The sequence below is a fragment of the Bacillus cereus group sp. BfR-BA-01310 genome, assembly GCF_022664325.1.
Lineage (GTDB): Bacteria > Bacillota > Bacilli > Bacillales > Bacillaceae_G > Bacillus_A > Bacillus_A paramycoides.
Window position 1 is genome coordinate 127,683 of the sequence record NZ_JAKUHD010000006.1, and the last position, 24,809, is coordinate 152,491.

Genomic DNA, 24,809 nt, shown 5'->3' on the forward strand with positions numbered 1-24,809 from the left:
ATAAAGTGGTGAAAATAATGAAAATCCTTATATATATGTTAATGCTTTGCTTCGTTATTACTGGCTGTAGCATTGGAAAAAAAGATAACCCTAATGAAAAGCCAGAACAAAAAAATGTCTCAATGAAAAATGTTAATTATACAAACAAATCAAATAAGCCGAATGAAAAAGCAGCTGATCATTTAGCATCATTAGCTGCAAGTATACCTGGTGTAAACGATGCGACAGCGGTAGTAGTTGGTAAGTATGCAGTTGTAGGTATTGATGTGAAGGCGAAACTTGATCGAACTCGTGTTGAGTCAATTAAGTATTCTGTTGCAGAAAGTTTGAAGAATGACCCAAATGGTGCTAATGCCGTTGTTGTAGCAGATGTTGATACGTATGAACGATTAAAACAAATAGGTAAGCAAATTAAAAAAGGTAAAACTGGTCAAGGTATACTTGATGAATTAGCAGCAATTGTTGGCCGAGTAATGCCACAAGTTCCAAACGACCTAATTGAAAATAGAGAAACGAATCCGATTAAAGATAACAATAAACAATTACCAAAAAATGAAGAACAAGAACTAAAAAAAGAACAAGAAGATCAATCAAATAATCATTTGAAAAAATAGTGAAAATCCCGTACTAAATTGTACGGGATTTTCTTTATAAAATTAAATATTCAGTTTATTTTCCAGGGAAAATATGGTTTAATAATGAGGGGAGGGACAACCGTTATGATGAAAAAAAGCACACTCATATTTTGTAGTTTATGCATAGGTTTTAGTATGACAGCGTGTGAACAGAAGAAAGAAGTGAAGAAGAAAACTGCTACTTCTTCTACTATAACGGAAAATATAAAGAAAGAGCCCATTAATATAAATCATTTTTCAAATATTAATGAAGGAATGACTTATTTAGAAGTGAAAGATTTAATCGGTTTTGAAGGGGAGTTACTCATAGAAGAAGGGGAAGAAGATTCTACACAAATTAAACAAATTTTTGCTTGGAAAGGTAGCGATCCAAAATCATTTGTTGAGATTACATTTTTGGATGGAAAGGTTCATTCCAAAACACAGCAAGGATTAAGTTAATAACTTGAAGGAATGGGAGAGTTAAGCATGAACATACAAGCATTTACTTTACCAAGTGAACAAGTTCAATTCACATCGAATCCAGGAGAATTACTGGAGAAAGCAAAAAAATGATCGTACTAAAAATGTAGTTGTTATTTTAGACTATAACGGAGTACCTGTCGGTGTATTCGTATTACAAACAGGTGGTATAGTACAGGAGTTCACAGATAATAATGATTCCATACTTTTAACTTATTTTTCCGTTAATCACAATAAACAAATAAAAGGATGTGATAAAAATCATTGGCTTTATTATAAGACTTTGTAAAATATTATTATCCAATTAAAAATGAAGTTATACTTGCTGTAAATGAAAAAAATATTCCAGCGCAAAAGTTATATGAAACAGTTGGGTTTCAAGATAAAGGGTATAGAAGAATGGGACCGATTGGACAACAATTAATATTACATTTACCGATAACCAAATAATTTAAAAAGCTTACTCTTGAAAAATCATGCAGTAAGCTTTTTTGTTTGAGATATTGTCCATGCATGATATGTTAGAAGAATTAAAGCTAGTAGCCGAGAAATATGAATGTGCAAAACAAATCGATTGTTATGCACTTAAATACGTGAGGGGTAATCATATGACAATTTATATTGCACTACTACGGGGAATTAATGTAGGTGGACATAAAGTAATTAAAATGGCAGATTTGAAAAAAATGTTTGAATCAATAGGGTTAAAACAAGTGAAAACATATATTCAAAGTGGGAATGTAGTGTTTGAATCAGTGGAAGATATAAGTTTTGTAAACGAACGAATTGAAAGTGAAATGAAGAATGTTTTTGATTTCGATGTTCCAGTCATGTTAAGAACAAATGATGAATTAATTAATATTATTAAAAAGTGTCCTTACGAGACCAATTCACTGTTAGAAGGTGAAAGTGTACATGTGGCCTTTTTAGCTAATCCACTTTCTGAAGAAGATAGTAAGCAGTTACTTATGTATAAAAGTGAAATAGAAGAATTCCAAATCGAAGGAAGAGTGGTGTATTTATTATTTAAGAAAAGCATACGGAATCCTAAATTAATGAATCAATTTCAAAGATTACATACGCCAGCTACAGTAAGGAACTGGCGTACTGTGAATAAGTTAAAAGCAATTGCTGAGGAGATGTAAATATAAAAAGATGAGGTTTTCTTTATTTAGAAAACCTCATCTTTTTATTTATATTGTTTTGCGATAATGAGTTCAACGATAGGATAAATAAAGAATGAAGAGCAAAGTGCGATAAAAAGAGGAAGGTTTTTAACTCCATCTAAATTGGAACCCATAGAAAACCCTTCCGAGAAGAGTAATATAAGGAACATTACAACTACAAGCACAAAATACGCGATTTTAAAGCTTTTATATGTAATTTGTTGGCCCATCTCATCTTGACTTTCTTCTGATACTCCGTTTGGATCTCCCCATGTAATATGATTAATTAAATTACTAAGTATTAAAGAAGCAGCGAAAATCGTCCCGCCTAAAATTGAACCTTCAGTTATGTATTTGTATGTGCCATGTACAAGTATTGCAATTAACGCTAAAACAATGATTATAAAAATAGTTTTTTTAGTATTCAATAAATGATTGCACCTCCACGATTGTAAAAAACTCTTTACAACTATAGTATAAAATTGGGAAACTTTCATGTCAAACACTTTTTACATAAGATATATAAGCATATAATATTTTGTTTTTATGATAAATAAAAAATTACATTACATTTGAATGTAAAAGAATAGGCTCGCATATATTTGGAAGGGATGTCAGATTAAATTAGGGGGTAGTTATGTCTATTCTTTTGAAAGCTGGTGCAGATGCAGGAAATAACGGTTTGAAGTTAATGGTGAAAGGGCAGGACCCTATTTTTATTCCGAGTATTTATTCTTTATATATAGGTGAGCCTACAGGATTGTTGGATGAGGAAGATGTTTCATTAACCGAATTAGAGAATCATATTGATGTGACCATTAGTTCTCCATCGCTAATGCTAAATAACGTACGGTACATCGTTGGAGAAAAAGTGATTGAAGATCAATTAAAAGGTACTGAAGTGGAGAAAAAATCAAATAAATCGACTGATGAATTAATGGTTATTACAATCCTTTCGGGTTTAGCTATAAGCGCTATGCGTCAAAGTCCAACTTCAAGTCATATTAATATTCGTTATGATTTATCTGTTGCTCTTCCTATGCAACTAATTACACAAGAAATTGCTGCTGAAAATGCGAAACGTTATATGGGTAATCACAAAGTCATTTTCCATTATCCAAATGGGCGCGAAGTTACTATTAATGTTGCTATCGAATTTTGTAAGTGCCTACCTGAAGGCGCGTCTGGAACGTGGGGCATTGTATACGATGAAGAAGGAAATGTAGTGAAACATAAAATCGAATGTGAACAAAATAAAGTGTCTGAAATTGATTTTGTAGATAAAACATTATTATCATTTGATATTGGCGCGGGGACGACAGAAGAGGTTGTTTCGTTAGGTGTAAACTTTAGACCGCAATTAAGTAAGGGATTATCATACGGCGTAAAAGAAACCTTACTACAAATCATTACGAGATGGAATAGGAAGTACCCTACAAAAACGATAGATAGTATTACAGAATTTAATCAAATTTATTTAAATGAAAAGCATCCAAGAAATGCTTTATTAGTGGAAGAATCGCAACCAGCACTATTAGGTTTAGCAGCACGTGTCGCAACAGATATTATAAACAAAATCGATGATATGAAAGACGATCCATATGTATTTATTTATGGTGGGGGTGCTGTCATAATTAAAAATAGTTTAAAACTTATATTAAAACAAAAAGGGCGTTTAAAAAATGTAATCTTTGTAGATAACCCATTATTTACAAATGCACGTGGTTTATTAGTATATACATGCTCGCCAAAGTATAGAGAGCATAAGCAAAAAGAATTAGGATTTACAAACTTAACGATAAGTTAGTTGGTGGCAGTATGCGATCTAGGCGATATAAGCGTGGTGATCGAGTAAAACTTAATATTAACAGATCGGTATCACCCGAAATGATTGCTTGGCTGAATAAACAATCTAATCCAACTAATTTCTTTTTCTTTGCAGCCCAGCAATTATTTAAGCAGGTAGGAGATATTGATGTGTCAAAAACTTTGACTAACAGCTATGTTTTTTCTTTGTATGCTGATCCTTCGCCGCTATTAAAAGTTGAAGTGAATCCTTTTAAAAATATACCAGTTGATAACAATAAATCTACTGAAAGTATAAAAAAAAAATCGTGGGAATCTGTTGATCAATTAGATTGCCCATTCTTTTAAACATAGAAAATCATAGGTAGAGCCCGTCACTATACATACGGATGCAGTGATGGGTTTTTGTTTTTATTGCATAAAAAAAGTGACGCAATGTAATTTGCGTCACTTTTAATAGGTGTTTTTATTCTATAGTTTTGAATGTGCTTTAATAATTTCATCCCAGTCATCAGAATGAATCTCATGTCCTGCACCTTCAAGGGTTAATAGTTTTGAATTCGGAATTTCATTAATAAGTGCGAGACCATGTTCAAATGGAAGTGCGGTATCGTCTGTACCGTGAATTACTAATGTAGGTACTTGTATCAATTGAAGTACACCTTCATACGAATCATCACCTTTAAGAAGAGCATGATTAAACATACTTAATAAATTATTAGCTCGCTCTATTTCATGTTTTACTTGTTTATAAACCCTTTGTTTATCAAATAGACGTTTTGATCCGCAGAGTAGACGAGAGCCTGAAACTAAGTATTCTGCGACATCATTTTGATTTGTCCAGTCTATATTTACGCTATTAGCATGATGTGTTAAAATTCTTTCGTCCATTGGAGGTAAATCGCGAGTGTTATTATCAGATCCAATAACACTCGTCGCTAATAGGGTTAATGTTAAAATTCTGTCAGGATGTTTTACTACAGCGAATTGAGCAATCATACCTCCTAATGACATGCCCAAAAGGTGTGCCTTGTCAATATGATACGCATCGAGTACCCCAATGGCATCTTCAGCCATGTCTGCTACAGTGTAATTGGAAGTCCCAGGCTCATATGTAACAGAGCGCCCAACATCACGGTTATCATAACGAATGACAAATCTTCCTGTACTAGCCAACCGTTTACAAAATTCTTCATCCCAATAAACCATTGAGCATGTAGCCCCCATAATTAATAAAATTGCTGGGTCATTAGGGTTACCAAAGCTTTCTGTACATATATCAATACCATTTATTTTAAAAATTTTCTCGCTCATAGTTTTCTCTCCATTTCATTTAAAGGTAATTAACATATAAAGAATAACTCTGTGTGTATATTAAACATAAGGTTGCATGGATGCTATTTATATTAGAAGAAGATTCTCTTATCTAAAAGATAAAAATTTTTGTGCAAAATTACATAAACAGCCCCTAAAGATATACTTATTGTCATTCCAAATAAAAAGTATTGATAAATAAATTTTGTTTCATCCGCTACAATTTGAAATTAATATAGGGGAAGTGTAGGACGATGAAAAATAAATTTAAAAGATTAATTTATTTTGAAGAGTATGTACCTATTAACGATGCTAATCAATATTTATTTCATTCAGGTAAAAAGTATGATAACCCAGTTTTATTATATTTACATGGTGGACCTGGCAGCGTTGAATCTCTTTTTGCACATGCTTTTCAAGATAGATTAGAAGAGATCTTTACAATTGTACATTGGGATCAACGTGGCGCGGGAAAGACCTTTATAAAAAATCGTGATAAATATCCTACAATCGATTCCATGGTAAAGGATTTATATGAAATTATTCAATACTTAAAGAGGAAATATAATAAAGAAAAGATAGTTTTACTGGGACGGTCATTGGGTACTGTATTAGGAAGTGTGTTTGTAAAACAGTATCCTGAAGAAATTACTTATTTTATTAATGTTGCACCAGTTATTTCAATGTTTGAAAATGAGCGTGTTGCCTATAAGAAAATGAAAGGATTAATTAAAAAGGCGAATGATAAAAAGTCTTTAAAAAAACTTGAAGTTATTGGAGATTATCCGGGTGAAAAGATAACATTTGATAATGAGTTTTTAAAGAAATGTATGAAAATACGAAAACTTCAAGGGAAATACGGATTAGCAGGTAAAAGTGATTTCCCTGTATTTATAACTGCATTTAAAAGTCCTATCTTTAAGTTATCAGATCTTTTGGCACTTTCTAAAATTCTAAAAGTGAATAGAAAAATTCTTGAATATTTACAAGACTTTAATTTAATGACTGAATTAGCAGACTATGAAGTGCCAATTTATTATATTTTAGGTGAAGATGACTGACAAGCACCATATGTTATTGCTCAAGAATACTTTCCAAAAATAAAAGCTCCATATAAACAATTATTTTTAATACCTAATGCTGGGCATAGAATTATGTTAGATCAACCAGGCTTGTTTTTTGAGGTATTATCACTGATAAATATAATAGAACAAAACAGAGATAATTAGTAGCTTAGTTCAATAAATATGGAGTTAGTGAGACAAATACAAAAGAACTAGTAATGATTATTTATCATTATTAGTTCTTTTATATATATCATTTACGGACGACAAAAGTAATCGCATTTGTTTTAAGTTGAATGTGCTCTTCATTACGAACTATATTATATGCTAAGGTTTTTATTTCAACCTTTATTTCTTCCCAATCTCTATATATCTTTTTTAGTACATGCAACATTTCTTCAGTCGTTAGGTTAATTTCAATTAACGCATCTAGTTCTTCTCCTGTTTCTAAGTCTACTTCCCGAATGTTAGAGTTGACAATTAAACAAATAATACCGCCACTCTTTGTTCCGTTTTTTATAGCATGAAGTACTTTTTTAAAATCTTCTTCAGATTTGACATGCTCTAAACTTGATACTGCAACGATGTAGTCATAACTATTAGGAGGAATATAGTAATTTTCGATTGCTGATTGCTCCGCTTTTATTACTTCAAATACACCATATTCTTTACTATAAACTTGTAACTTCGTTAAAGCCGAATCGAGTAGATCAACACAAGTAACTGTACCGCCAGCATTCATGATTTTTTGTGCAATCGGAATACTGTTTCTACCAACACCAGAGCCAAGGTCAAGTACTTGCAGGGGGTTCTGTCCTTCAAAATAACCCATCAAGTCCATAACTGTTTTAACAGGTTTATAAAGCCATGATCCTGCTTCGAATAATTTGTATTGTTCATAGCATAAATCATGATATTTTTTCTCTTCTTGTCTTATGTAATCGATTCTGGTCATAGTGTTTCAGCTCCAATGTTTTCACAGCGAAATGAATATGTTGGACAACCTTTAACGTTCGTTTGAATTCGAAATATACCACCAGCATGTGGGTACTGTTTTAATTCCTCATCCGTCATTCTTGTTCTGGCTGTTGTGATATATAAATCGGTTAAATTAGATCCTCCAAATGTACAAGATGTTACATATAACGCAGGGATCGGAATGCTTAATATTTGTTCTCCAGTCAAGGGATTCCATCTAGTAATTTTCGAACCTTCCCAATGCGCAATCCATAAACAACCTTCTTCATCAATTGTCATACCATCGGGTAGACCGTCATTTTCAGGGAAGGTGATAACATCTGTTGGATTGCTAATTACACCAGTGTGTATGTCATAATGATAACGAACTACTTTTTTAGTAGGTGTATCAATAAAATAAAGGTATGTATAGTCAGGGGACCATGCTAGTCCGTTTGAAGTATTTACATGCGAAACTTTTTTCTCTACGCTGTAATTATTATTCAAACAATACAAGGAACCGGCCCCACTTATACCATATAAGTCAGTAGTACCTGCCCAAAAACGACCAGCTGGGTCGCATTTCCCGTCATTAAAACGATTTTTTAATAAATTTGGTTCGGGGTCATAAATATGTGTAAGCTTTTCTGTATTTAGATTAAGAGAATAAAAGCCTCTTTCCATAGCTAAAAGTACTACATTATCTAAATATGGAACAACACAACCAATTTGCTGGTCGAGGGTTATCATTCTGTTCGTATTATTAGCAGGATTATAAAGGTATAACTTCTTCTCGATAATATCAACCCAATATAATATTTGTTTCTTCTCATTCCAGCAAGGCCCTTCACCTAAACAAGCCTTAGCATCTACGACCAATTCAATACTTCTGTACACTATGTTTCACCTCGATTTATTAAAAGATACATATAAAGTTCGATGAAAATGGAGGTAAACCTTTTGTTAGATTGGAATAAAGATGTACTATGAAAAAAGAAGACCTTCTCAAGTAACTTGAAAATAGCATATAACTGTGGGGAGAAATAGACATATGATGTTTTATGAGATCTGTTGTTTTTCTTGTAAAAATGTATTTCGAGTATATGAAGGAAGTGAAAAGTATAAGCGATTTAAAGAGAAACCGAAAGGGGCATATTGTTGTGATGAGTGTAGCCACAAAATTCAATTAGACGCAATAAAACATTTTTTTAGATAAGGGAAAATATGTGTTATCAATTTTTGTTCAGAAAAATTTGACAAAACATATGTTATAAATTATCATATGAAAAAAACTTATATATAAATTGGCGTTGAAGAGGAGAGTAGTTAAGAAAGAATACATACAGAGAGCTTCGGTAGCTGAGAAGGAGCGGTAAACATCTTAATGAAAAAAAGACTTGGAGCTGCGCAAGGAACTAATTTATTTAGGGATGGTGCGACGGGTTCTCCCGTTATAGAGATAGGGTATAAGCATATTTTGTCGTACCTGAAGAGGTTAATATGGTGACGTATTAACAAACTGAGGTGGTATCGCGAAGCTAATAACTCTCGTCCTCAAGATGAATAATCTTGGGGGTGGGAGTTTTTTTATTGCATAAAAATGAAAATGTGAAAACAAAAATACAATTGAGGTGAGTAACATATGCATTGGGCGTATGAAGTAGCACATGAATTAATTAGAAAACATCCAAACAAAGAAACTTTTGTTTGTGCATCTGGAATTAGTCCATCTGGTTCGGTTCATATTGGGAACTTTCGTGAAATAGTAACGACTTATTTCGTTGTTAGGGCGCTTCAAGATTTAGGGAAAAAGACTCGTTTTATATTTTCATGGGATGATTACGACAGGTTCAGAAAAGTCCCAGAAAATATTGATCCATCTTTTGCAAGGTATATTGGTTTGCCATACTGTGATATTCCAGATCCGTATGGGGGTCATAACTCATATGCAGAGCATTTTGAAAAAGAATTTGAGAAATCGCTCCAAGCATTTGGGATTGAAGTGGAATTCATTTATCAACACGCTGAGTATAGAAGGGGAAGGTATAACGGAAACATATTAGAGTCTCTGTATAAAAGAAAAGAAATATATGATATTTTAATGGATTTTAAAACAGGCGTACACCGCGAGGAAGATAGAGAAAACTTTTATCCAGTTACGTTATATTGCGAGAGATGCGGGAAAGATGCAACAACTATTATACATTTTGATGAAGTATTAAAAACAGTTAGGTATAAATGTGAATGTGGAAATCAAAATGAATTATCAGTATTAAATACAAATAAAATGAAACTGAATTGGAAAATCGATTGGCCAATGAGATGGATGATAGAGGATGTTATTTTCGAACCGGGTGGAAGAGACCATTCATCGGAAACGGGTAGTTATAATGTATCTAAAGAAATTGCAAGGAAAGTATTCAATCGTGAGGCTCCTCATTACGTTGCTTATGATTTCATTGGAATTAAAGGTAATCATGAAAAAATGTCCAGTTCTTCAGGGAATAGTATTACACCTAACGACTTATTAAAAGTGTATTTACCAGAAGTGATTCTTTTTATGTTTGCAAAATATAAGCCAGGCGCAGCTTTTCATATCGGACTGGATGAAGATGTGATTCGAAATTATACAGAGTATGAACGATTGAAGGACAGTTATGAAAATAAAACGCTCAAAAATGAAGATTTATTTGATGCAATTAAACTTTCTAGAGTAGATAGTCGATTTAAAGAATATCCAAAGTTTAATCAAGTAGCAGGAACTTTACCGTTATTAAATTTTGATTCAACTATTTTACAAGGTATATTAGAAAAGATAGATAGGAGTTATGCATTACCTGAAATGATTGCGATATGTAATCGTGCAGAGTATTGGATAAGAAACTTTCAATCTGAAAAATTGATTACGGTAAATCAAGAGAAAAATACAGAGTTTTATAATACATTAGAAGATAGGCAGAAAAAATGGGTAGTAGAAGTTTGTGAAGTACTTAGTTCTAATAACGATCATTCTAACCTAATGGAACAATTGTATCCAATTTGTCATCATGAAAATAAAAAAATAATGAAAGAAAATCAAAAACAATTGTTTATTATTATATATAGGCTCATTATGAATCAATCAAGTGGCCCGCGTATACCACTACTTATACATGTTGTCGGAGTTGAAAAATTTGTCTCATTATTAGATTTCTAGAGTCAGATACAAAAACAACGCAAGTACTTATAAAGATAAGTACTTGCGTTGCTAAATATATCTCTACCTTGAATACATTTTTGGACATTCATCCCCATTCGGTTCATAAAAACAATGGCTTTTAAATTGCCCAGCAAACGGCTGATTATACCACTCGGGCGGGCAAGCTCCGACTGGACGAAAATACCAAAGAGCCCATCTTGCTGGCCAGCGCCATTCACCTTGTAAAACTCGTCTTGCGATTTCTTTTTCTGAGTCACGAGCACGTTGATAAAAGTATCCGTATTGAACCGCTTCAAATCCGCCAGGGCTTTGATACACAGCATCGCGTACTGTACGGATCTGTTTAAAATCTAAGCAATCACAAAATACACGGTTTACTACAACACATCCAACAAGTTGTTCTCCTTGTCGACCTTCACCTTCAGCTTCAGCACGTATTAAACGTGCAAGTAATTCAACGTCACTTTCGTTGTATGGAATAAGGGGCATAGTGATACCACCTTTCTTTACCTGTTATAGTAAAGAGTGTATGTTTCAAAATGAGCTAAGTGCTTTTTTCTTTAAAATTACTACTAATTTTAAAAAGGAGCTTATACGGTTAAAAGCTAATTATTATATAGAAGATAAAAATGAAAAAGGAGAGGTACTATGCATCGTATTCATAAAGACCATATCATTTACGCAATGTCTCCACATAATGAGCCATGTATGGAAGTAGAACCTGGGAGCAGGATTATATTTGAAACGTACGACTGCTTTGAAAATCAAATTGATTCTGAAGATGTTGTGTTTCAAGAACTAGATTGGAATCGAATTAATCCAGCGACTGGACCTGTATATATTAAAGACGCAGAACCTGGTGATATATTAGTCGTAACGATTGAAAAGATTAAAATTGCAGAGCAGGGTGTTTTAACTACAGGTGTGAACCTTGGTGTAATGGGTGATGAGCTAAATGAAAATACTGTGAAAATTGTCCCAATACATAATGAACATGTTGTATTTTTAAATGAACTACAAATTCCAATTAATCCAATGATTGGTGTAATTGGTACCGCACCGAAAGAAGAGAGTATTTCATGTGGCACTCCACATGATCACGGCGGGAATATGGATTGTAAAGAGATAAAAGAAGGAACAACATTATTATTACCTGTAAATGTTCCAGGTGCTCTTTTAGCATTAGGTGATTTACACGCTGCAATGGGTGATGGTGAAATTGGTGTTAGTGGGGTGGAAGTTGCTGGAGAGGTAACTGTAACAGTTCAAACTATAAAAGGAAAGAAATGGCCACTACCAATGGCTATCCAAAAAGAAAAAATAATGACGATTGCTTCAGAGAAATTGTTAGATGATGCAGCTAGTCGCGCCGTACATAATATGGTAACATTTTTACATGAAGAATTAGAAATGCCTAAAGCTGATGCAACTCTTTTATTATCAGCAGCAGGTAATTTAAAAGTTTGCCAAGTTGTGGATCCGCTGAAAACGGCGCGGATGGAACTAGGGATGGATTATGTGGAGAAACTGGGATTTACTTTGATTGAATTTCATATTAAATAAGAAAAAATAGAAAAAGGATACTTTGGTATAAAAGCATCCTTTTTTAATTTACGGATTTAATGAAAAGAGATAGTATTTATTTTGTATAATTGTATATGAGATTGTGGATCGAAAAGGAGTTAAAAAATGGTTAAAATTATGATTGTAGAAGATGATATGAAAATTGCGGAGCTATTATCAACTTATGTTGCGAAATACGGTTACCAAGGAATTATTGTATCGGATTTTCAAAATGTGTTAGACATATTTTTAGAAGAACAACCAGAGTTAGTTTTATTAGATATTAATTTACCAAGTTTTGATGGATACTATTGGTGTCGTCAAATTCGTGCGGTTTCTACATGTCCGATTTTATTTATCTCGGCCCGTGAAGGTACTATGGATCAAGTTATGGCGTTAGAAAATGGTGGCGATGATTTTATTCCAAAGCCTTTCCATTATGAAGTTGTAATGGCGAAAATTCGCAGTCATTTAAGACGTGCTTATGGAGATTATGCACCCAAATTAGAAGAACGCATGGTTGAGCAACAAGGTCTTTGTTTATATCCCGAAAGACTTGTATTAAAACTTAGAAACCAAGAGATTGATATAACGAGAAACGAAGCCATTTTATTAGAAATGTTAATGAAAAATTATCCGCGCGTTGTGAGTAGAGAAGTGTTACTTAATAAATTATGGGATAGTGAATCCTATGTTGATGATAATACATTAAGTGTAAATACAACACGTGTACGTAAAAAGTTAAAAACGTTACATATTGAAGGAGCAATTGAAACGATTCGCAGTGTTGGATATAGACTGCATATTACTTGGGGAAATGGTATGGAAAAATGATAAGGCTATTTATACGTGATCATATACCACTTATATGTTTTACTGTTTTCCAACTCCTAGCCATATTCCTTGTATATTGGTTTGATGGGCATAATCATATTACAACGGCATTATATGCAATGTTCTTAGGTGCTTTTTTTATGGTAAGTTATATATTATTTCGTTATTTTACACATCGATCTTTTTATGAACGGTTAGCAAATCCGATGCAATCTTTGGATGATTCTGTTCAAAAATCTGATTTTGCAGTTTTATCTACCGCTCTCCAAGATCTGCTCGAGGTGCAATATCGCCATTATCAAAATCAGCTGCAATTACAAGAGAGAAAAAATAATGATCATTTAACCTTTATGAATCAGTGGATTCATCAAATGAAAACACCTTTATCTGTAATAGAATTAATTACACAGGATGAAGTGGATTCGCGTTTTGAAAGTATAAATGAGGAAACAGATAGATTGAAAAAGGGGTTAGAGATGGCTCTGTATGTCGCACGTTTAGAAGCATTTACACAAGATTTTTATGTTGAAAGAGTACAATTACATAAAATAGTGAATGATTCTGTACATGAACATAAACGCTTCTTTATCCGGAATTTTGTATATCCAGAGCTTGAAATTGATAAAGGTATTATTGTTGAAAGTGATGCGAAATGGTTACAATTTTTAATTGGACAAATTATATCGAATTCGATTAAATATTCATCAGGTAGTAGAGAAAAGATTAAAGTAAAAGCATGTAAGGAAGGTAATACAGTTGTACTTGAAATTATCGATAGTGGCGTAGGGATACCAAAGCAAGACTTACCAAGAGTATTTAAACCTTTCTTTACAGGAGAAAACGGTAGAGATTTTAAAGAATCAACTGGAATGGGACTATATCTTGTATATGAAATTACAAAACAATTAGGACATAGTGTAGAGATACATTCAAAAGTTGGTAAAGGTACCGTTGTACGAATTAAATTTTGTAATGTGTAAAAAGTGATTCAGGCTAAAGAACTTTTGAGATAAGTTTTTTAGCCTTGTTTTATACCGTTGATAAAATTCCGGAATGAAAGATTATTTACATAAGTGAAGCAAAACGATCTTGTTAAAAATAAAAGAAATACTAGATACATTAATGCTTTTTAGTATTAAAAGAGAATCCTTTTTTACTAGTTAATGAAAGAGGTGTATTGAAATGGATATTCGGAAAATGAGATATTTCATAACGCTGGCAGAAGAATTAAACTTTAGTCGTGCAGCAGAGCGGCTTAGGATGACTCAACCACCTTTAAGTCAAGAAATTCGTAAATTAGAAGAAGAATTAGGGGTTCAACTTTTTCATCGAACAAAAAGAATGGTTGAACTTACCAGCGCGGGGAAAATATTTTTAGAAGGTGCACGGCAAACGTTGCTTCAAGTAGATAGAATCATTAAAGAAACACAGCTTGCGGATGAAGGGAAGATAGGACATTTAATAATTGGTTTTGTCGATTCTACAGAAACTGTTATAAATATATTAAAAAAATTTCGAGAACGTTTTCCTAAAATACAGCTCATATTACGCGAGATGACAACAGACCAGCAAGTAAAAGCACTCTATGAAAAACAAATTCATATTGGATTTATTCGTTCCAAGCAGAACAATGAAATATTAGCTTCCGAAGTTTGTTCTGAGGAATGTTTAAAATTGGTTTTGCATCAAGATCACCCTTTGGTTTCGTTACCTAACATTTCAATCAAATCATTAGTTGATGAACCATTTATTTTATTTCCCCGTCATTTTGGTACAAACTTTTATGATTTAATTATTAGTTACTTTTGGGAACATGGAGTAAGTTTAAATATTGTTCAAGAAGCGATTCAAATGCAAACGATTGTGAATTTAGTTGCTGCAGGAATAGGGATTTCTGTCGTTCCATCATCGGTGGAAAGTTATAAAAAATCGGGAGTCATGTATAAAGAAATTCAAGAAAACACACCGAAAATAAATTTATATGCTGGATGGAGACAAGATGAAAAGTCTGTAGTGTTAGAGCACTTCTTAACAGTTGTTAGAGAGGTTTATACGACTTCATAATTTGAATTTAAAGAGAAAAAGCCCATCTTGATGGGCTGGGCAGTGGGAATTTTGAAAGGGAAACTTTTATATTAAATTAGGACGACAAAGTTATTTTTATGCTTTTCATTAAGTATATTACTGATGTTTCAGCCTGTTTTGCTTGGATCGTACTCAATGAAACCTTTTAGTACACTATCAATTTGATCCATAATTTCAGGTTGCAATTTAACACCAGCAGCTACTGCATTTTCTCTTATTTGCTCCGGATTTGAAGCGCCGATAATCGCGGAGGAAACAGCTGGATTTTGTAGTACCCATGCAACTGCGAGTTGAGGTAGGGTAAGATTATTTTCTTGCGCGATGGGATTGAGTTTCTGGATAGCAGTGAGTACATCATCACTCATCCAACGTTGCACGAGTTTGTGGAAAAATGGTTTACCAGCATCTGAATTAGCACGTGATTGAGTGGGGATTGGTTTACCAGGTTGATATTTTCCAGTGAGAATCCCTTGTGCGAGGGGAGACCATACAACTTGACCAAGTCCCTCAAGTTGACATGTTGGTATCACATCAGTTTCGATAACTCGCCACAATATCGAGTATTGAGGTTGGCTAGCAATGAGTGGAATTTTCAATTCTCGTGCAAGTGCTGAACCGCGGGTGATTTGTTCTGATGTCCATTCACTTACACCAATATAAAGAACTTTTCCTTGTCTTACAAGATCTGAGAAAGCTAACATCGTTTCTTCAAGAGGAGTTGTTGTATCAAATCTATGTGCATAATAGACATCGATGTAGTCTGTTTGTAATCGACGTAAAGATGCATTACAATTTTCTAAAATATGCTTTCGTGATAAGCCTCTATCATTTTTTCCAGCCCCAGTCGGATGGCACACTTTTGTACATAGTTCTATACTTTCTCGGCGTATACCTTGCAAAGATCGGCCAAGGACTTCCTCAGCTATAGTGTCCGAATAAACATCAGCAGTATCGAACGTTGTAATACCGACATCTAGTGCGGTTTTCACACAATCATTTGCAGTATCCTCATCTACTTTTCCACCATGGTTTATCCAATTCCCATATGCAATCTTGCTTACAGTTAATCCACTGTATCCTAGTTTACTAAATTCCATTGTAGAATCCCCCCTTAAAAATGATATCTTTATTATAAGAACTGAAATTTAATATGTATAATATATGATTAATGATAAATTTATATAAAAATTATATAAGAGGGAGTGCTTAGAAGTTTACTGGTAGGGAAATATAAAGCCAGTATTACAACAAATGTTGTTTGTGCTTAATCGATATGAAGTGTAGAAATGATAAATAGACCTAAAAAAAGTGATCTTTATAACAGCACATATAATTGCATTTACTCATACAGTACTATTATGGTACAATATGGTTACTAAAGACGGAAAGGAATGATGGGTGGACGATGATTAACTAATCTTATTTTTAAATGTTGAAATTCAATAAATTTCAATTTATAAAAAATAGGATTAGTCTGCCCAATTCCATATAATAGTATTGCTATTTATTTTGTGTAATAGCTTATTTGGGTATAAATAATGTAACGACTAATCCTGCCAAAATTACTTTGGGAGGATTTTTTTATTCTCCCTTAATGAAAGGGATCGGTAATATGAAAGAATTATTAAAATTAAATGATGTTTATGTTGAAATAATGGAAAATACTTTATTAGAAAAAATGAATGTTACAGTAAAACAAGGGGAAGTTATCGGATTAATTGGTAAAAATGGTGCTGGTAAATCAACGTTACTTCAATTAATAAATGGGAAGATTGAGCCATCAAAAGGCACTGTTGAATGGCAGCAAATGAATATGACAACAGCATATGTTGAACAAGAAAAAGAATCTTTTATTAGTAATGATATGATTGCAAAAGAAGCAGAACTTCTTGCAAAATGGGGCGTTCCAACGAACGATTTTATTACGTTAAGTGGTGGTGAAAAACTGAAAGTTCGACTAGCAAAAGGATTTGCTGAAAATCCTAATGTCTTAATATTAGACGAACCGACAAATCATTTAGATGAGACGAGTACGGAATTTCTTATTAAACAAATAAAAAATATGAGAGGTACAGTTATCGTTGTATCGCATGATCGATATTTTTTAGATGTTGTCGCAACAAAAATATGGTCAATTGAGGATAAGAAATTAATTGAACATAGCGGTAATTATACGAGTTATATGAAAGCGCGTGAGCAAAAACGAATGACGCAGCAGCGTGAATATGAAAAACAACAAAAAAAGATAGAACAAGTAGAAACTCATATAAAAGAATTAAGTTCATGGTCACAAAAGGCACATGCACAGTCTACAAAACAAGAAGGAGTTAAAGAATTTTATCGTGTGAAAGCGAAGCGAATGGATACACAAGTTAAGTCAAAACGAAAACGTCTCGAAAAAGAGCTTGAGAAAACGAAAATAGAACGTGTTAAAGAAGAGTATTCAGTTGAGTTCTCTATTCAAGCGAATAAAAAAGTAGGAAAACGCTTCTTAGAAGTGAAACAATTGCGGAAAAAATTTAATAGACGAACATTATTTGAAAACGTTAATTTTACAATCCAGCACGGTGAGAAGGTTGCGATTATTGGACCAAACGGCAGCGGGAAAACAACATTACTGAAGATGATTATGGGAACGGAAACTGCTCAAGGAGAAATATGGATTTCACCATCAGCAAACATCGGTTATTTAACACAAGAAGTATTTGATTTACCTCTTGACCGAACGCCTGAAGATTTATTTTATAGAGAGACTTTTGAAGAAAGAGGGAAAGTCCAAAATTTAATGAAACATTTAGGGTTCCAAGCTTCTCAATGGAAAGAGCCTATTCAGCATATGAGTATGGGTGAGCGAGTAAAATGTAAGCTAATGGCTTATATTTTAGATGAAAAAGATGTACTTATTTTGGATGAACCGACAAATCATCTAGACTTACCTTCAAGGGAACAGCTTGAAAATACATTGGCTGAGTATAATGGAACACTAGTTATCGTTTCTCACGATCGATATTTTCTGGAGAAAACAACTAACACGAAACTTGTGTTTTCAAACAATACGATACAAAAGCAGCTAGAAGAACCTACTAAAACAAGAGATGATATTGAAGAGCTACGTTTAACGTTAGAAACAGAGAGACAAGAAGTATTAGGTAAATTAAGCTTTTTAACTTCTAACGACAAAGGATATAAAGAACTTGACGAACGATTTATAGAACTTACGAAGCAGATAAAGGCACTTTAATGTGATTATGGGTACCTCTAGCTAGGAGGTATCTATAATTACTGAATAACAAATTTTATTAAGGGGGATTAACATGGGAGAAGAAAATTCGACTAAGTTATTTAGACTCGATTGTGGTGATATTTACTTACAAGAATTTTCCATTGAAGATGCGGAGAGTATTTATAAAATATCGAATCAACTGGAAATAGAAAAGTTTTTGCCAGACTGGAAATCAACGAAAGAACAAAGGGTTGATTGGGTTACAAATTATGAAATACCTTCTAATAAAGCATTTCTAATGGCAGCTAAAAATCATTCGAGTATAGATGGACACTTTTTAAAACTAGGAGTATTTATTAAGGATACTCATGAGTTTATTGGTTGGTGCTGTACAGGTATTAAAGAAGAACTACCTTCACCGAATAGAGAAATTATGTACGCCATTTCAAGCAAGTATCAAAATAATGGGTACGCTACTAAAGCGACTAAGGGATTGATTGACTATTTGTTTGAAAATACAAATGTAGATGTCCTTAACGCAGTCGCTTTAATTAACAACGTACCATCAAATAAAGTTATTGAAAAGTGTGGATTTAATTATCTGAATCAACAGACGATAGAAAACCAACTATATAATCATTATATATTGAGTAAATCATAGTGGATAAAAAATAGTGCTCTTTAAAAGGAGCTATAATGGAATGAAATCATTACCAAAAAAGCTTAGAGCTTAAAACTCTGAGCTTTTTTACGTACTATTTACTTTTTTGGTTTTACTTGCGAAGTATAAGTTGTTATTCATCGTTTTGAAGTTGTATAGTTATTCTTTAAAATATCTTGCATGTTGCTAATAAAGAATACAAGGAATACAGCAGTTATTAATGATGATAAACATCTCTTAATCCCACTTCAGGTTTACAAGGTATCCCAGAGACCAGAAATAAGTAGCACTGTATTTCATGCTGCTATGCAAATATTATAAGATAGATATACATCGGTTATAGTTTGAAAATAGGCTTGTTATCAGTTTTTTTAGAAATCTTACAAGCGTGTAAGATAAATGAAAGATGAATCAATATGAGCTATAAGACAATTCATTTACACTTTATAGTGAGCAGTGCAAATGAAGGGAGAATATAAATGGAAATTTTACATGCAAAAAGTATTAGTAAAGTATATAAAGGGAAAATACCTTTTAAAGCATTGGTAGATATCGATTTATCAATTCAAGAAGGTGAATTTGTAGGGATTATGGGGCCATCAGGAAGTGGGAAAACAACGTTATTAAATATGGTATCTACTATCGATTCTCCAACATCGGGAGAAATATTAATAAATGGTACAAATCCTTTCCAGTTGACATCAGATAATTTAGCATTATTCCGTAGGAAACAGTTGGGATTTGTTTTTCAATCATTTAATCTACTTAGCACACTTACAGTAAAGGAAAATATCGTATTGCCGATGACATTAGATGGTGTTTCTTTACAAGAAATGAACAAACGAGTGGAAGAAATTGCAGAGAAATTAAATATTACAGATATATTGAGTAAAAGAACTTTTGAAATATCAGGGGGACAAGCTCAAAGAACAGCAATCGCTCGCGCTATCGTTCATAAGCCGCAATTATTACTTGCAGATGAGCCAACAGGGAATTTGGATTCTAAATCTTCAAATGATGTAATGGAGATGCTAGATACTCTTAATAAGGAAGAAAAGGCAACGATGATGTTAGTTACACATGATCCGTATGCAGCGAGTTTTTGCAGCAGAGTTATATTTATTAAAGATGGTCAACTTTATAACGAAATTTATTGTGGTGAAAGTAGGCAAACTTTTTATCAAAAGATTATGGATGTCCTTTCTTTGTTAGGAGGGAAAAGGCATGACTTTTCGTCAGTTCGCATTTAATAATATTTTTCGTAATAAGCGTACATATGCTGCTCATTTTTTAAGTAGTGCATTTTCTATTATGATTTTCTTTACGTACGCCCTTTTATTATTTCATCCAGATTTACAAGGTGAGTTAAAATCGACAAGTGAAACAATAAGTTCATTCGGAACTTTGGGATTTAGAATTTCACAAGGTTTGATATTTGTATTTTCATTTTTCTTTATTCTATATTCAGTTAGTTCATTTTTAAAAACACGTAAGAAAGAATTTGGCATTTTAATGATGCAAGGTATGTCAATGAGACAACTTAAGAAATTATTATTGATTGAAAATATGTTAATTGGATTTGGATCAATTTGTTTCGGAATTATAATTGGTCTCATATTTTCTAAATTAGTTTTATTGATAAGTGCAAGTGTATTAATGATTAATAATGGCTTACCTTTCTATATGCCGATACAAGCGGTACTATTAACTGTCATCACGTTTTTTGTTTTATTTTTAATTGTTTCGCTAGTTACTTTTAAAATGATAAAAGTAACAGAACTTGCGGAACTCATTCAAGCAGAAGAAAAACCGAAGCCTGAACCGAAATCTTCAATTTTATTATCGCTACTATCTTTAGTTAGTATAGGGTGTGGATATATTTCAGTATTTCGCTTTATCTCAAGTCACAGTTTTATTATGCTTGGAATTGGTGTACTCCTTGTAATTATAGGAACGTACTTTTTATATACACAGTGTAGCGTTTATATATTGTATCTTGCGAAAAGGAGTGAATCTTTCTTTTTAAAGAGAACAAATATATTAACATTTTCAGAATTGATTTACCGTATGAAAGATAATGCAACCATGTTTTTTATAGTATCTGTTATTTCAGCAGTTGCATTTACAGCAATTGGTACAACATCTGCTCTTGGAAATAAAGATTTGGTAAGGATGACCAATCCGTATACATTTCTGTATACAGGTCCTGAAAAAGATAAAATAGCGGATAAACATCTTTCTATTATAAAAAAACATCTTGCTGATGCTAATATTCCGTATCGAATGGCTTCATCTTCAAATAAATATACAGAAAGTAACGTAAATGTAATGAAGTTAAGTGAATATAACGAACTAGCGAGAGCACTCGGGTATCAACAAGAAACGATTGAAAAAGAAGATGAAATTTTATTAATCCCTGGAGTCGTATCACAAAAACAAGAATTTAAAAATGGTGACTATAAAAAGAATATTGAAGTCATTCAAGGAGATTGGACAAAGATATTTCAAGTGAAAAAAGCTGTAGAAAATTTAGTTTTACCACATGATTCTAGTAGTATTTTTATTGCTGTTCAAGATCATGTGTATGATGGAATTCCTCTTACTAGTGACCCGGATAATAAAGATATTCAATATCGTACTTACGGATTTGTTGTAGATGATTGGATGAAAACGAAGGAGATTTCAAATCAATTAAATAGTATATTCGATAAAGATACTAGAGAAGTACATTTTGAATTTCGGGCTTTAACATTAGAGTTGCTAGGTGCGAAGCAAACGAATGGATTATTACTTATGGCAAGTATTTTAGTCGGCATCGTCTTCTTCACATTCGCCGCTAGTTTTATCTATTTCCGATTATATACTGATTTGGACCGCGATCAACAGCAATATAAAATGATTTCGAAAATGGGATTAAGTAAACGAGAATTAAAAAAAGTTGTAACGAGACAGTTATTATTAATGTTCTTCCTACCGATTGTCGTTGCAGTGATTCATACTGTAGTTGCTTATACGGCATTACAACAATTAGTCGATTTTTCTATTTTAAATAGCTCTATCGTTATTTTAATTTCATTTATATGTATACAAGTTTTATATTTCTTTATAACCCGTTGGCGTTACCTACAAAAGCTTTATAAAACTATGGAGCAATAGAGTATATCAGCTAGTAAGATTACACAAAAGTATATAAAAAATGAATTGAATTATGAAAGGAACCGTGATGAAAAGAACTTTAACGATTTTTATGTTAACTATAATACTTTTAATAAGCTTTAGTGCATGCTCTAAAAATGAAAACAGATTTCCAGCTAACGGTGTATTAATAATTGGAGAGGATAATAAAATTTCACCAATTATTAATCGTTATCAGGAAATTACGAAAGAAAATGAAGCGTTTTCTGTGAAAACAGGTACATATGGAAAAGGACAGGTGTTAATTTTAAATGAATCTACAGCACAAGCGATGATTAAAGCTAAGATTTTTCGTAAACGGGATAAAATATCCGATTCTATACCTATAGATAAGTTACCGAATATCCCGAAAGATGGATCACTATTATTTACACATGAAGACGAAGGGACTATGAAAAGTATTGAATTAGAAGGAAGAGAGATTCCTGTTATATACGATAGTAATGCTTGGATTGGTAACACTCGTAATTATGGGTTTCAATGGTATGTGATTGTAGCAAAAAATAGTGTATATAAAGAAATAAAGGCAAATGAAACGAAAATGCAACTTCTTCATCTGAAAAAATCTTTAGGAGATGAAAAACCTAAAATGTCGACAGATAATACATTGATTAATGAAAATGTAAAAGTAAGAAATCTAATTAAAGGTTTGGAAGGAGAAGTATCTTTTCAGTTTGTAACGATTGGAGAAAAATCTTAAAAAGAGTTCGAGGTTGATAGAAACTTTATCAACCTTGAACTCTTTTTAGTTTATAGACCATTCAGATAACATAGATTACATTACTTCATTTAATCGAGTCTCACTCGTTTCTTCAATCACATTCGAATTTTGAACCGAATTATTTTGAGCTTCTTTTTCTTTACGGGATTTTTGTAGCATTTCAAGTATGATCCACAAAGGAACACCTTTATCTTTCAACATCTTCCATAAATCTAATTCGTTAAATTTATGCTCCGGTTGTTTCATTTCTTTTTTAGATGAACGAATATCAAATTTGATTGGATTATTTGATTTTTTTTCTTCAATTTTAGTAGAAGAGAGATTATTATGCTCAAGACTAGAGGGAGTAATTTTAGTAGGTTGAGATAATGTATTTATATTTAATCCTATTTGCATATTGCTTTTCCTCCTTTTTATGTAATGAAGATAGCTTTCTTATAATTTATAGATTGGTTTAGCATGAGGAAACTATATTTAATTATAAATTCAAATAATCAGATTTACAAGTTGTATTGTAAAAAGTAAATGCATATTTGGAATAATATTTATCAACATTTGTGTATGTTTTCTACATATACAATGTATATAAAATATTTTACATTATGTATAAGTTAATAACTAATTGTGTGGATTGTTTTCACAATAAAATGTAAACGTTTTATTAGGGGGCAGAAAGTATGGGGAAGTTATTCTTTAAAATATGTTTTTTCGCATTAGTGGCTGTTTGTTCATTCACAGCGAAAACAACTTACGCTGAAGAGAGGCCACAAAATAATTATCCTATCGTTTTAGTAAATGGATTCGCGGGATGGGGTAGGGAGGAAATGCTAGGGGTAAAATATTGGGGTGGTTCTAATGATATTCAGGAAGATTTAAAACGAAATGGTTATACGGTACATACAGCTGCTGTGGGACCTGTTTCTAGTAACTGGGACCGAGCATGTGAATTATATGCGCAAATTAAGGGGGGAACAGTAGATTATGGGACAGCACATTCAGAAAAACATGGACATAATCGTTTTGGCCGAACTTATAGCGGGTTTGCACCGAATTGGAGTGAATCAAATAAAGTTCACCTAATTGGACATAGCATGGGTGGACAAACAACGAGAACTTTAGTTCAGTTGTTAAAAGAAGGAAGTTTTGAAGAAAAGAATTATGTGAAAAATCATCCGAATATGAATATCTCACCTTTATTTGAAGGCGGAAAATCATATGTTCATAGCGTTACAACATTAGCAACTCCTCATAATGGTACAACACTTGCGGATGGAAGTCGTCTGTTGCCGTTTGTTAAAGAATTACTTATTGCGGCTGCGAGTATGGGAGGGAATAATAATCTATCATTATATGATTTTAAATTGGATCAATGGGGTATTAAGAAGAGTGCCGGAGAGCCCTTTTTGCAATATACTGATCGTATTCTAAATAGTTCAATTTGGAAAAATACAAAAGATATAAGTCAATGGGATTTAAGTACTGATGGAGCAAATGAATTGAACAATTGGGTAAAAACACAATCAGATGTGTATTACTTATCGTATAGTGGGCATGCTTCGCAAGCAACGCCTTTAACAGGTTTGCATCTACCCCATATTACGATGAATAAAGTATTAATGGGAAATGCATTTTTCTTAGGCTCCTATACAAGGTATGACGAAAACCGACCATTAATTGATGCGTCTTGGTGGCAAAATGATGGTGTAGTAAATACAAATTCTATGATTGCGCCTTCGTCTAATATTGCTGTAAATGATAATGAGTCTTTACAGATTGGAAAATGGAATCATATCGAAACGAAAGTGAATTGGGACCATCTCGATATGGTAGGATTAAGCGTTTCAGACACATTAGGTTTTTCTAATATTCAAGAGTTTTATAAAACAATTGCAGAAAAATTATCACGGTTACCGAAATAGATAAT

The 24,809-nt window shown here is 32.8% G+C and carries 25 protein-coding genes, 1 pseudogene and 1 other annotated feature; of the genes and pseudogenes, 19 read left to right on the plus strand and 7 right to left on the minus strand.

Features of this window, described 5'->3' with window-relative positions:
- Positions 1 to 17 precede the first annotated feature (17 nt).
- From MR109_RS14850 to MR109_RS14865, 4 genes and pseudogenes are all read left to right on the plus strand, one after another.
- On the plus strand, positions 18 to 614 hold the full coding sequence (locus tag MR109_RS14850) for a YhcN/YlaJ family sporulation lipoprotein (RefSeq protein ID WP_048370893.1): 597 nt from the start codon (positions 18 to 20) through the stop codon (positions 612 to 614).
- A gap of 105 nt (positions 615 to 719) precedes the next feature.
- Positions 720 to 1,076 carry a hypothetical protein gene (locus MR109_RS14855; RefSeq protein WP_071719392.1) on the plus strand — a complete coding sequence of 119 codons (357 nt, stop codon included), beginning with the start codon at positions 720 to 722 and terminating at the stop codon, positions 1,074 to 1,076.
- A 12-nt stretch (positions 1,077 to 1,088) separates the two neighbouring features.
- A pseudogene (locus tag MR109_RS14860) lies at positions 1,089 to 1,547 on the plus strand (GNAT family N-acetyltransferase).
- 158 nt (positions 1,548 to 1,705) lie between these two features.
- A complete protein-coding gene (locus MR109_RS14865; RefSeq protein ID WP_242272875.1) occupies positions 1,706 to 2,242 on the plus strand; it encodes a DUF1697 domain-containing protein in 537 nt (178 codons plus the stop codon).
- 44 nt (positions 2,243 to 2,286) lie between these two features.
- On the opposite strand, the gene MR109_RS14870 is transcribed toward MR109_RS14865, so the two are convergent.
- The gene (locus tag MR109_RS14870) at positions 2,287 to 2,691 is read right to left on the minus strand and encodes a hypothetical protein (RefSeq protein ID WP_071719393.1); all 405 of its coding nucleotides are present in this window, start codon (positions 2,689 to 2,691) and stop codon (positions 2,287 to 2,289) included.
- Positions 2,692 to 2,900: 209 nt separating this feature from the next.
- On the opposite strand from MR109_RS14870, the gene MR109_RS14875 reads away from it, so the two are divergent.
- Complete coding sequence (locus tag MR109_RS14875) at positions 2,901 to 4,070, plus strand: ParM/StbA family protein (protein WP_242272682.1); 1,170 nt, start codon at positions 2,901 to 2,903, stop codon at positions 4,068 to 4,070.
- Between the two features lie 11 nt (positions 4,071 to 4,081).
- Positions 4,082 to 4,417, plus strand: coding sequence for a hypothetical protein (locus MR109_RS14880; RefSeq protein ID WP_071719395.1), 336 nt, complete (start codon positions 4,082 to 4,084; stop codon positions 4,415 to 4,417).
- Between the two features lie 123 nt (positions 4,418 to 4,540).
- Here the strand turns inward: MR109_RS14880 and mle are convergent, their stop codons facing one another.
- Positions 4,541 to 5,383 carry a BCA family alpha/beta fold macrolide esterase gene (gene mle / locus MR109_RS14885; protein WP_242272684.1) on the minus strand — a complete coding sequence of 281 codons (843 nt, stop codon included), beginning with the start codon at positions 5,381 to 5,383 and terminating at the stop codon, positions 4,541 to 4,543.
- A 254-nt stretch (positions 5,384 to 5,637) separates the two neighbouring features.
- Between mle and MR109_RS14890 the strand changes: the two genes are divergently transcribed.
- Complete coding sequence (locus MR109_RS14890; protein WP_242272685.1) at positions 5,638 to 6,444, plus strand: alpha/beta hydrolase; 807 nt, start codon at positions 5,638 to 5,640, stop codon at positions 6,442 to 6,444.
- A gap of 256 nt (positions 6,445 to 6,700) precedes the next feature.
- On the opposite strand, the gene MR109_RS14895 is transcribed toward MR109_RS14890, so the two are convergent.
- On the minus strand, positions 6,701 to 7,402 hold the full coding sequence (locus MR109_RS14895; protein ID WP_071719398.1) for a class I SAM-dependent methyltransferase: 702 nt from the start codon (positions 7,400 to 7,402) through the stop codon (positions 6,701 to 6,703).
- The gene (locus MR109_RS14900; protein WP_242272687.1) at positions 7,399 to 8,301 is read right to left on the minus strand and encodes an SMP-30/gluconolactonase/LRE family protein; all 903 of its coding nucleotides are present in this window, start codon (positions 8,299 to 8,301) and stop codon (positions 7,399 to 7,401) included. Before MR109_RS14900 ends, MR109_RS14895 begins: the two co-directional genes overlap by 4 nt.
- A gap of 154 nt (positions 8,302 to 8,455) precedes the next feature.
- Here MR109_RS14900 and MR109_RS14905 point away from each other — a divergent pair, with 154 nt between their 5' ends.
- Complete coding sequence (locus MR109_RS14905) at positions 8,456 to 8,620, plus strand: DUF2197 domain-containing protein (RefSeq protein WP_071719400.1); 165 nt, start codon at positions 8,456 to 8,458, stop codon at positions 8,618 to 8,620.
- Between the two features lie 85 nt (positions 8,621 to 8,705).
- Positions 8,706 to 8,963, plus strand: a binding site (T-box leader).
- 83 nt (positions 8,964 to 9,046) lie between these two features.
- Positions 9,047 to 10,600: a lysine--tRNA ligase gene (gene lysS / locus MR109_RS14910; protein WP_242272689.1), complete on the plus strand. Its 1,554-nt coding sequence runs from the start codon at positions 9,047 to 9,049 to the stop codon at positions 10,598 to 10,600.
- A 63-nt stretch (positions 10,601 to 10,663) separates the two neighbouring features.
- On the opposite strand, the gene MR109_RS14915 is transcribed toward lysS, so the two are convergent.
- A complete protein-coding gene (locus tag MR109_RS14915) occupies positions 10,664 to 11,092 on the minus strand; it encodes a cell wall hydrolase (protein WP_002172215.1) in 429 nt (142 codons plus the stop codon).
- Positions 11,093 to 11,251: 159 nt separating this feature from the next.
- Here MR109_RS14915 and MR109_RS14920 point away from each other — a divergent pair, with 159 nt between their 5' ends.
- The 4 genes from MR109_RS14920 to MR109_RS14935 all read left to right on the plus strand — a co-directional run bounded on the left by MR109_RS14920 (position 11,252) and on the right by MR109_RS14935 (position 15,064).
- On the plus strand, positions 11,252 to 12,166 hold the full coding sequence (locus tag MR109_RS14920) for an acetamidase/formamidase family protein (RefSeq protein WP_242272690.1): 915 nt from the start codon (positions 11,252 to 11,254) through the stop codon (positions 12,164 to 12,166).
- Between the two features lie 126 nt (positions 12,167 to 12,292).
- Positions 12,293 to 13,000: a response regulator transcription factor gene (locus MR109_RS14925; protein WP_071719403.1), complete on the plus strand. Its 708-nt coding sequence runs from the start codon at positions 12,293 to 12,295 to the stop codon at positions 12,998 to 13,000.
- Entirely contained in the window at positions 12,997 to 13,980 is a 984-nt protein-coding gene (locus tag MR109_RS14930) for a sensor histidine kinase (protein WP_242272693.1), read from the plus strand. The genes MR109_RS14925 and MR109_RS14930 overlap by 4 nt, the downstream gene beginning before the upstream one ends.
- A gap of 202 nt (positions 13,981 to 14,182) precedes the next feature.
- The gene (locus MR109_RS14935) at positions 14,183 to 15,064 is read left to right on the plus strand and encodes a LysR substrate-binding domain-containing protein (RefSeq protein ID WP_242272695.1); all 882 of its coding nucleotides are present in this window, start codon (positions 14,183 to 14,185) and stop codon (positions 15,062 to 15,064) included.
- A gap of 128 nt (positions 15,065 to 15,192) precedes the next feature.
- Here the strand turns inward: MR109_RS14935 and MR109_RS14940 are convergent, their stop codons facing one another.
- Complete coding sequence (locus tag MR109_RS14940; RefSeq protein WP_002172210.1) at positions 15,193 to 16,182, minus strand: aldo/keto reductase family protein; 990 nt, start codon at positions 16,180 to 16,182, stop codon at positions 15,193 to 15,195.
- Positions 16,183 to 16,697: 515 nt separating this feature from the next.
- On the opposite strand from MR109_RS14940, the gene abc-f reads away from it, so the two are divergent.
- The 5 genes from abc-f (at position 16,698) to MR109_RS14965 (ending at position 22,864) form a co-directional block, all read left to right on the plus strand.
- Positions 16,698 to 18,326: a ribosomal protection-like ABC-F family protein gene (gene abc-f / locus MR109_RS14945; protein WP_242272697.1), complete on the plus strand. Its 1,629-nt coding sequence runs from the start codon at positions 16,698 to 16,700 to the stop codon at positions 18,324 to 18,326.
- Between the two features lie 73 nt (positions 18,327 to 18,399).
- A complete protein-coding gene (locus MR109_RS14950; RefSeq protein ID WP_242272700.1) occupies positions 18,400 to 18,969 on the plus strand; it encodes a GNAT family N-acetyltransferase in 570 nt (189 codons plus the stop codon).
- A 479-nt stretch (positions 18,970 to 19,448) separates the two neighbouring features.
- On the plus strand, positions 19,449 to 20,219 hold the full coding sequence (locus tag MR109_RS14955; protein WP_025148476.1) for an ABC transporter ATP-binding protein: 771 nt from the start codon (positions 19,449 to 19,451) through the stop codon (positions 20,217 to 20,219).
- Positions 20,194 to 22,125, plus strand: a complete 1,932-nt coding sequence (locus tag MR109_RS14960; RefSeq protein ID WP_242272702.1) for an ABC transporter permease — start codon at positions 20,194 to 20,196, stop codon at positions 22,123 to 22,125. The genes MR109_RS14955 and MR109_RS14960 overlap by 26 nt, the downstream gene beginning before the upstream one ends.
- Before the next feature lie 67 nt (positions 22,126 to 22,192).
- Positions 22,193 to 22,864 (plus strand): lipoprotein BA_5634 family protein, encoded by a 672-nt coding sequence (locus MR109_RS14965; protein WP_242272704.1) that lies wholly within the window; start codon positions 22,193 to 22,195, stop codon positions 22,862 to 22,864.
- 75 nt (positions 22,865 to 22,939) lie between these two features.
- Here MR109_RS14965 and MR109_RS14970 read toward each other — a convergent pair whose 3' ends face one another.
- Positions 22,940 to 23,281, minus strand: coding sequence for a DUF3914 domain-containing protein (locus MR109_RS14970; RefSeq protein ID WP_242272706.1), 342 nt, complete (start codon positions 23,279 to 23,281; stop codon positions 22,940 to 22,942).
- 281 nt (positions 23,282 to 23,562) lie between these two features.
- On the opposite strand from MR109_RS14970, the gene MR109_RS14975 reads away from it, so the two are divergent.
- On the plus strand, positions 23,563 to 24,804 hold the full coding sequence (locus MR109_RS14975) for an esterase/lipase family protein (protein WP_242272707.1): 1,242 nt from the start codon (positions 23,563 to 23,565) through the stop codon (positions 24,802 to 24,804).
- The last annotated feature ends 5 nt before the right edge of the window (positions 24,805 to 24,809 follow it).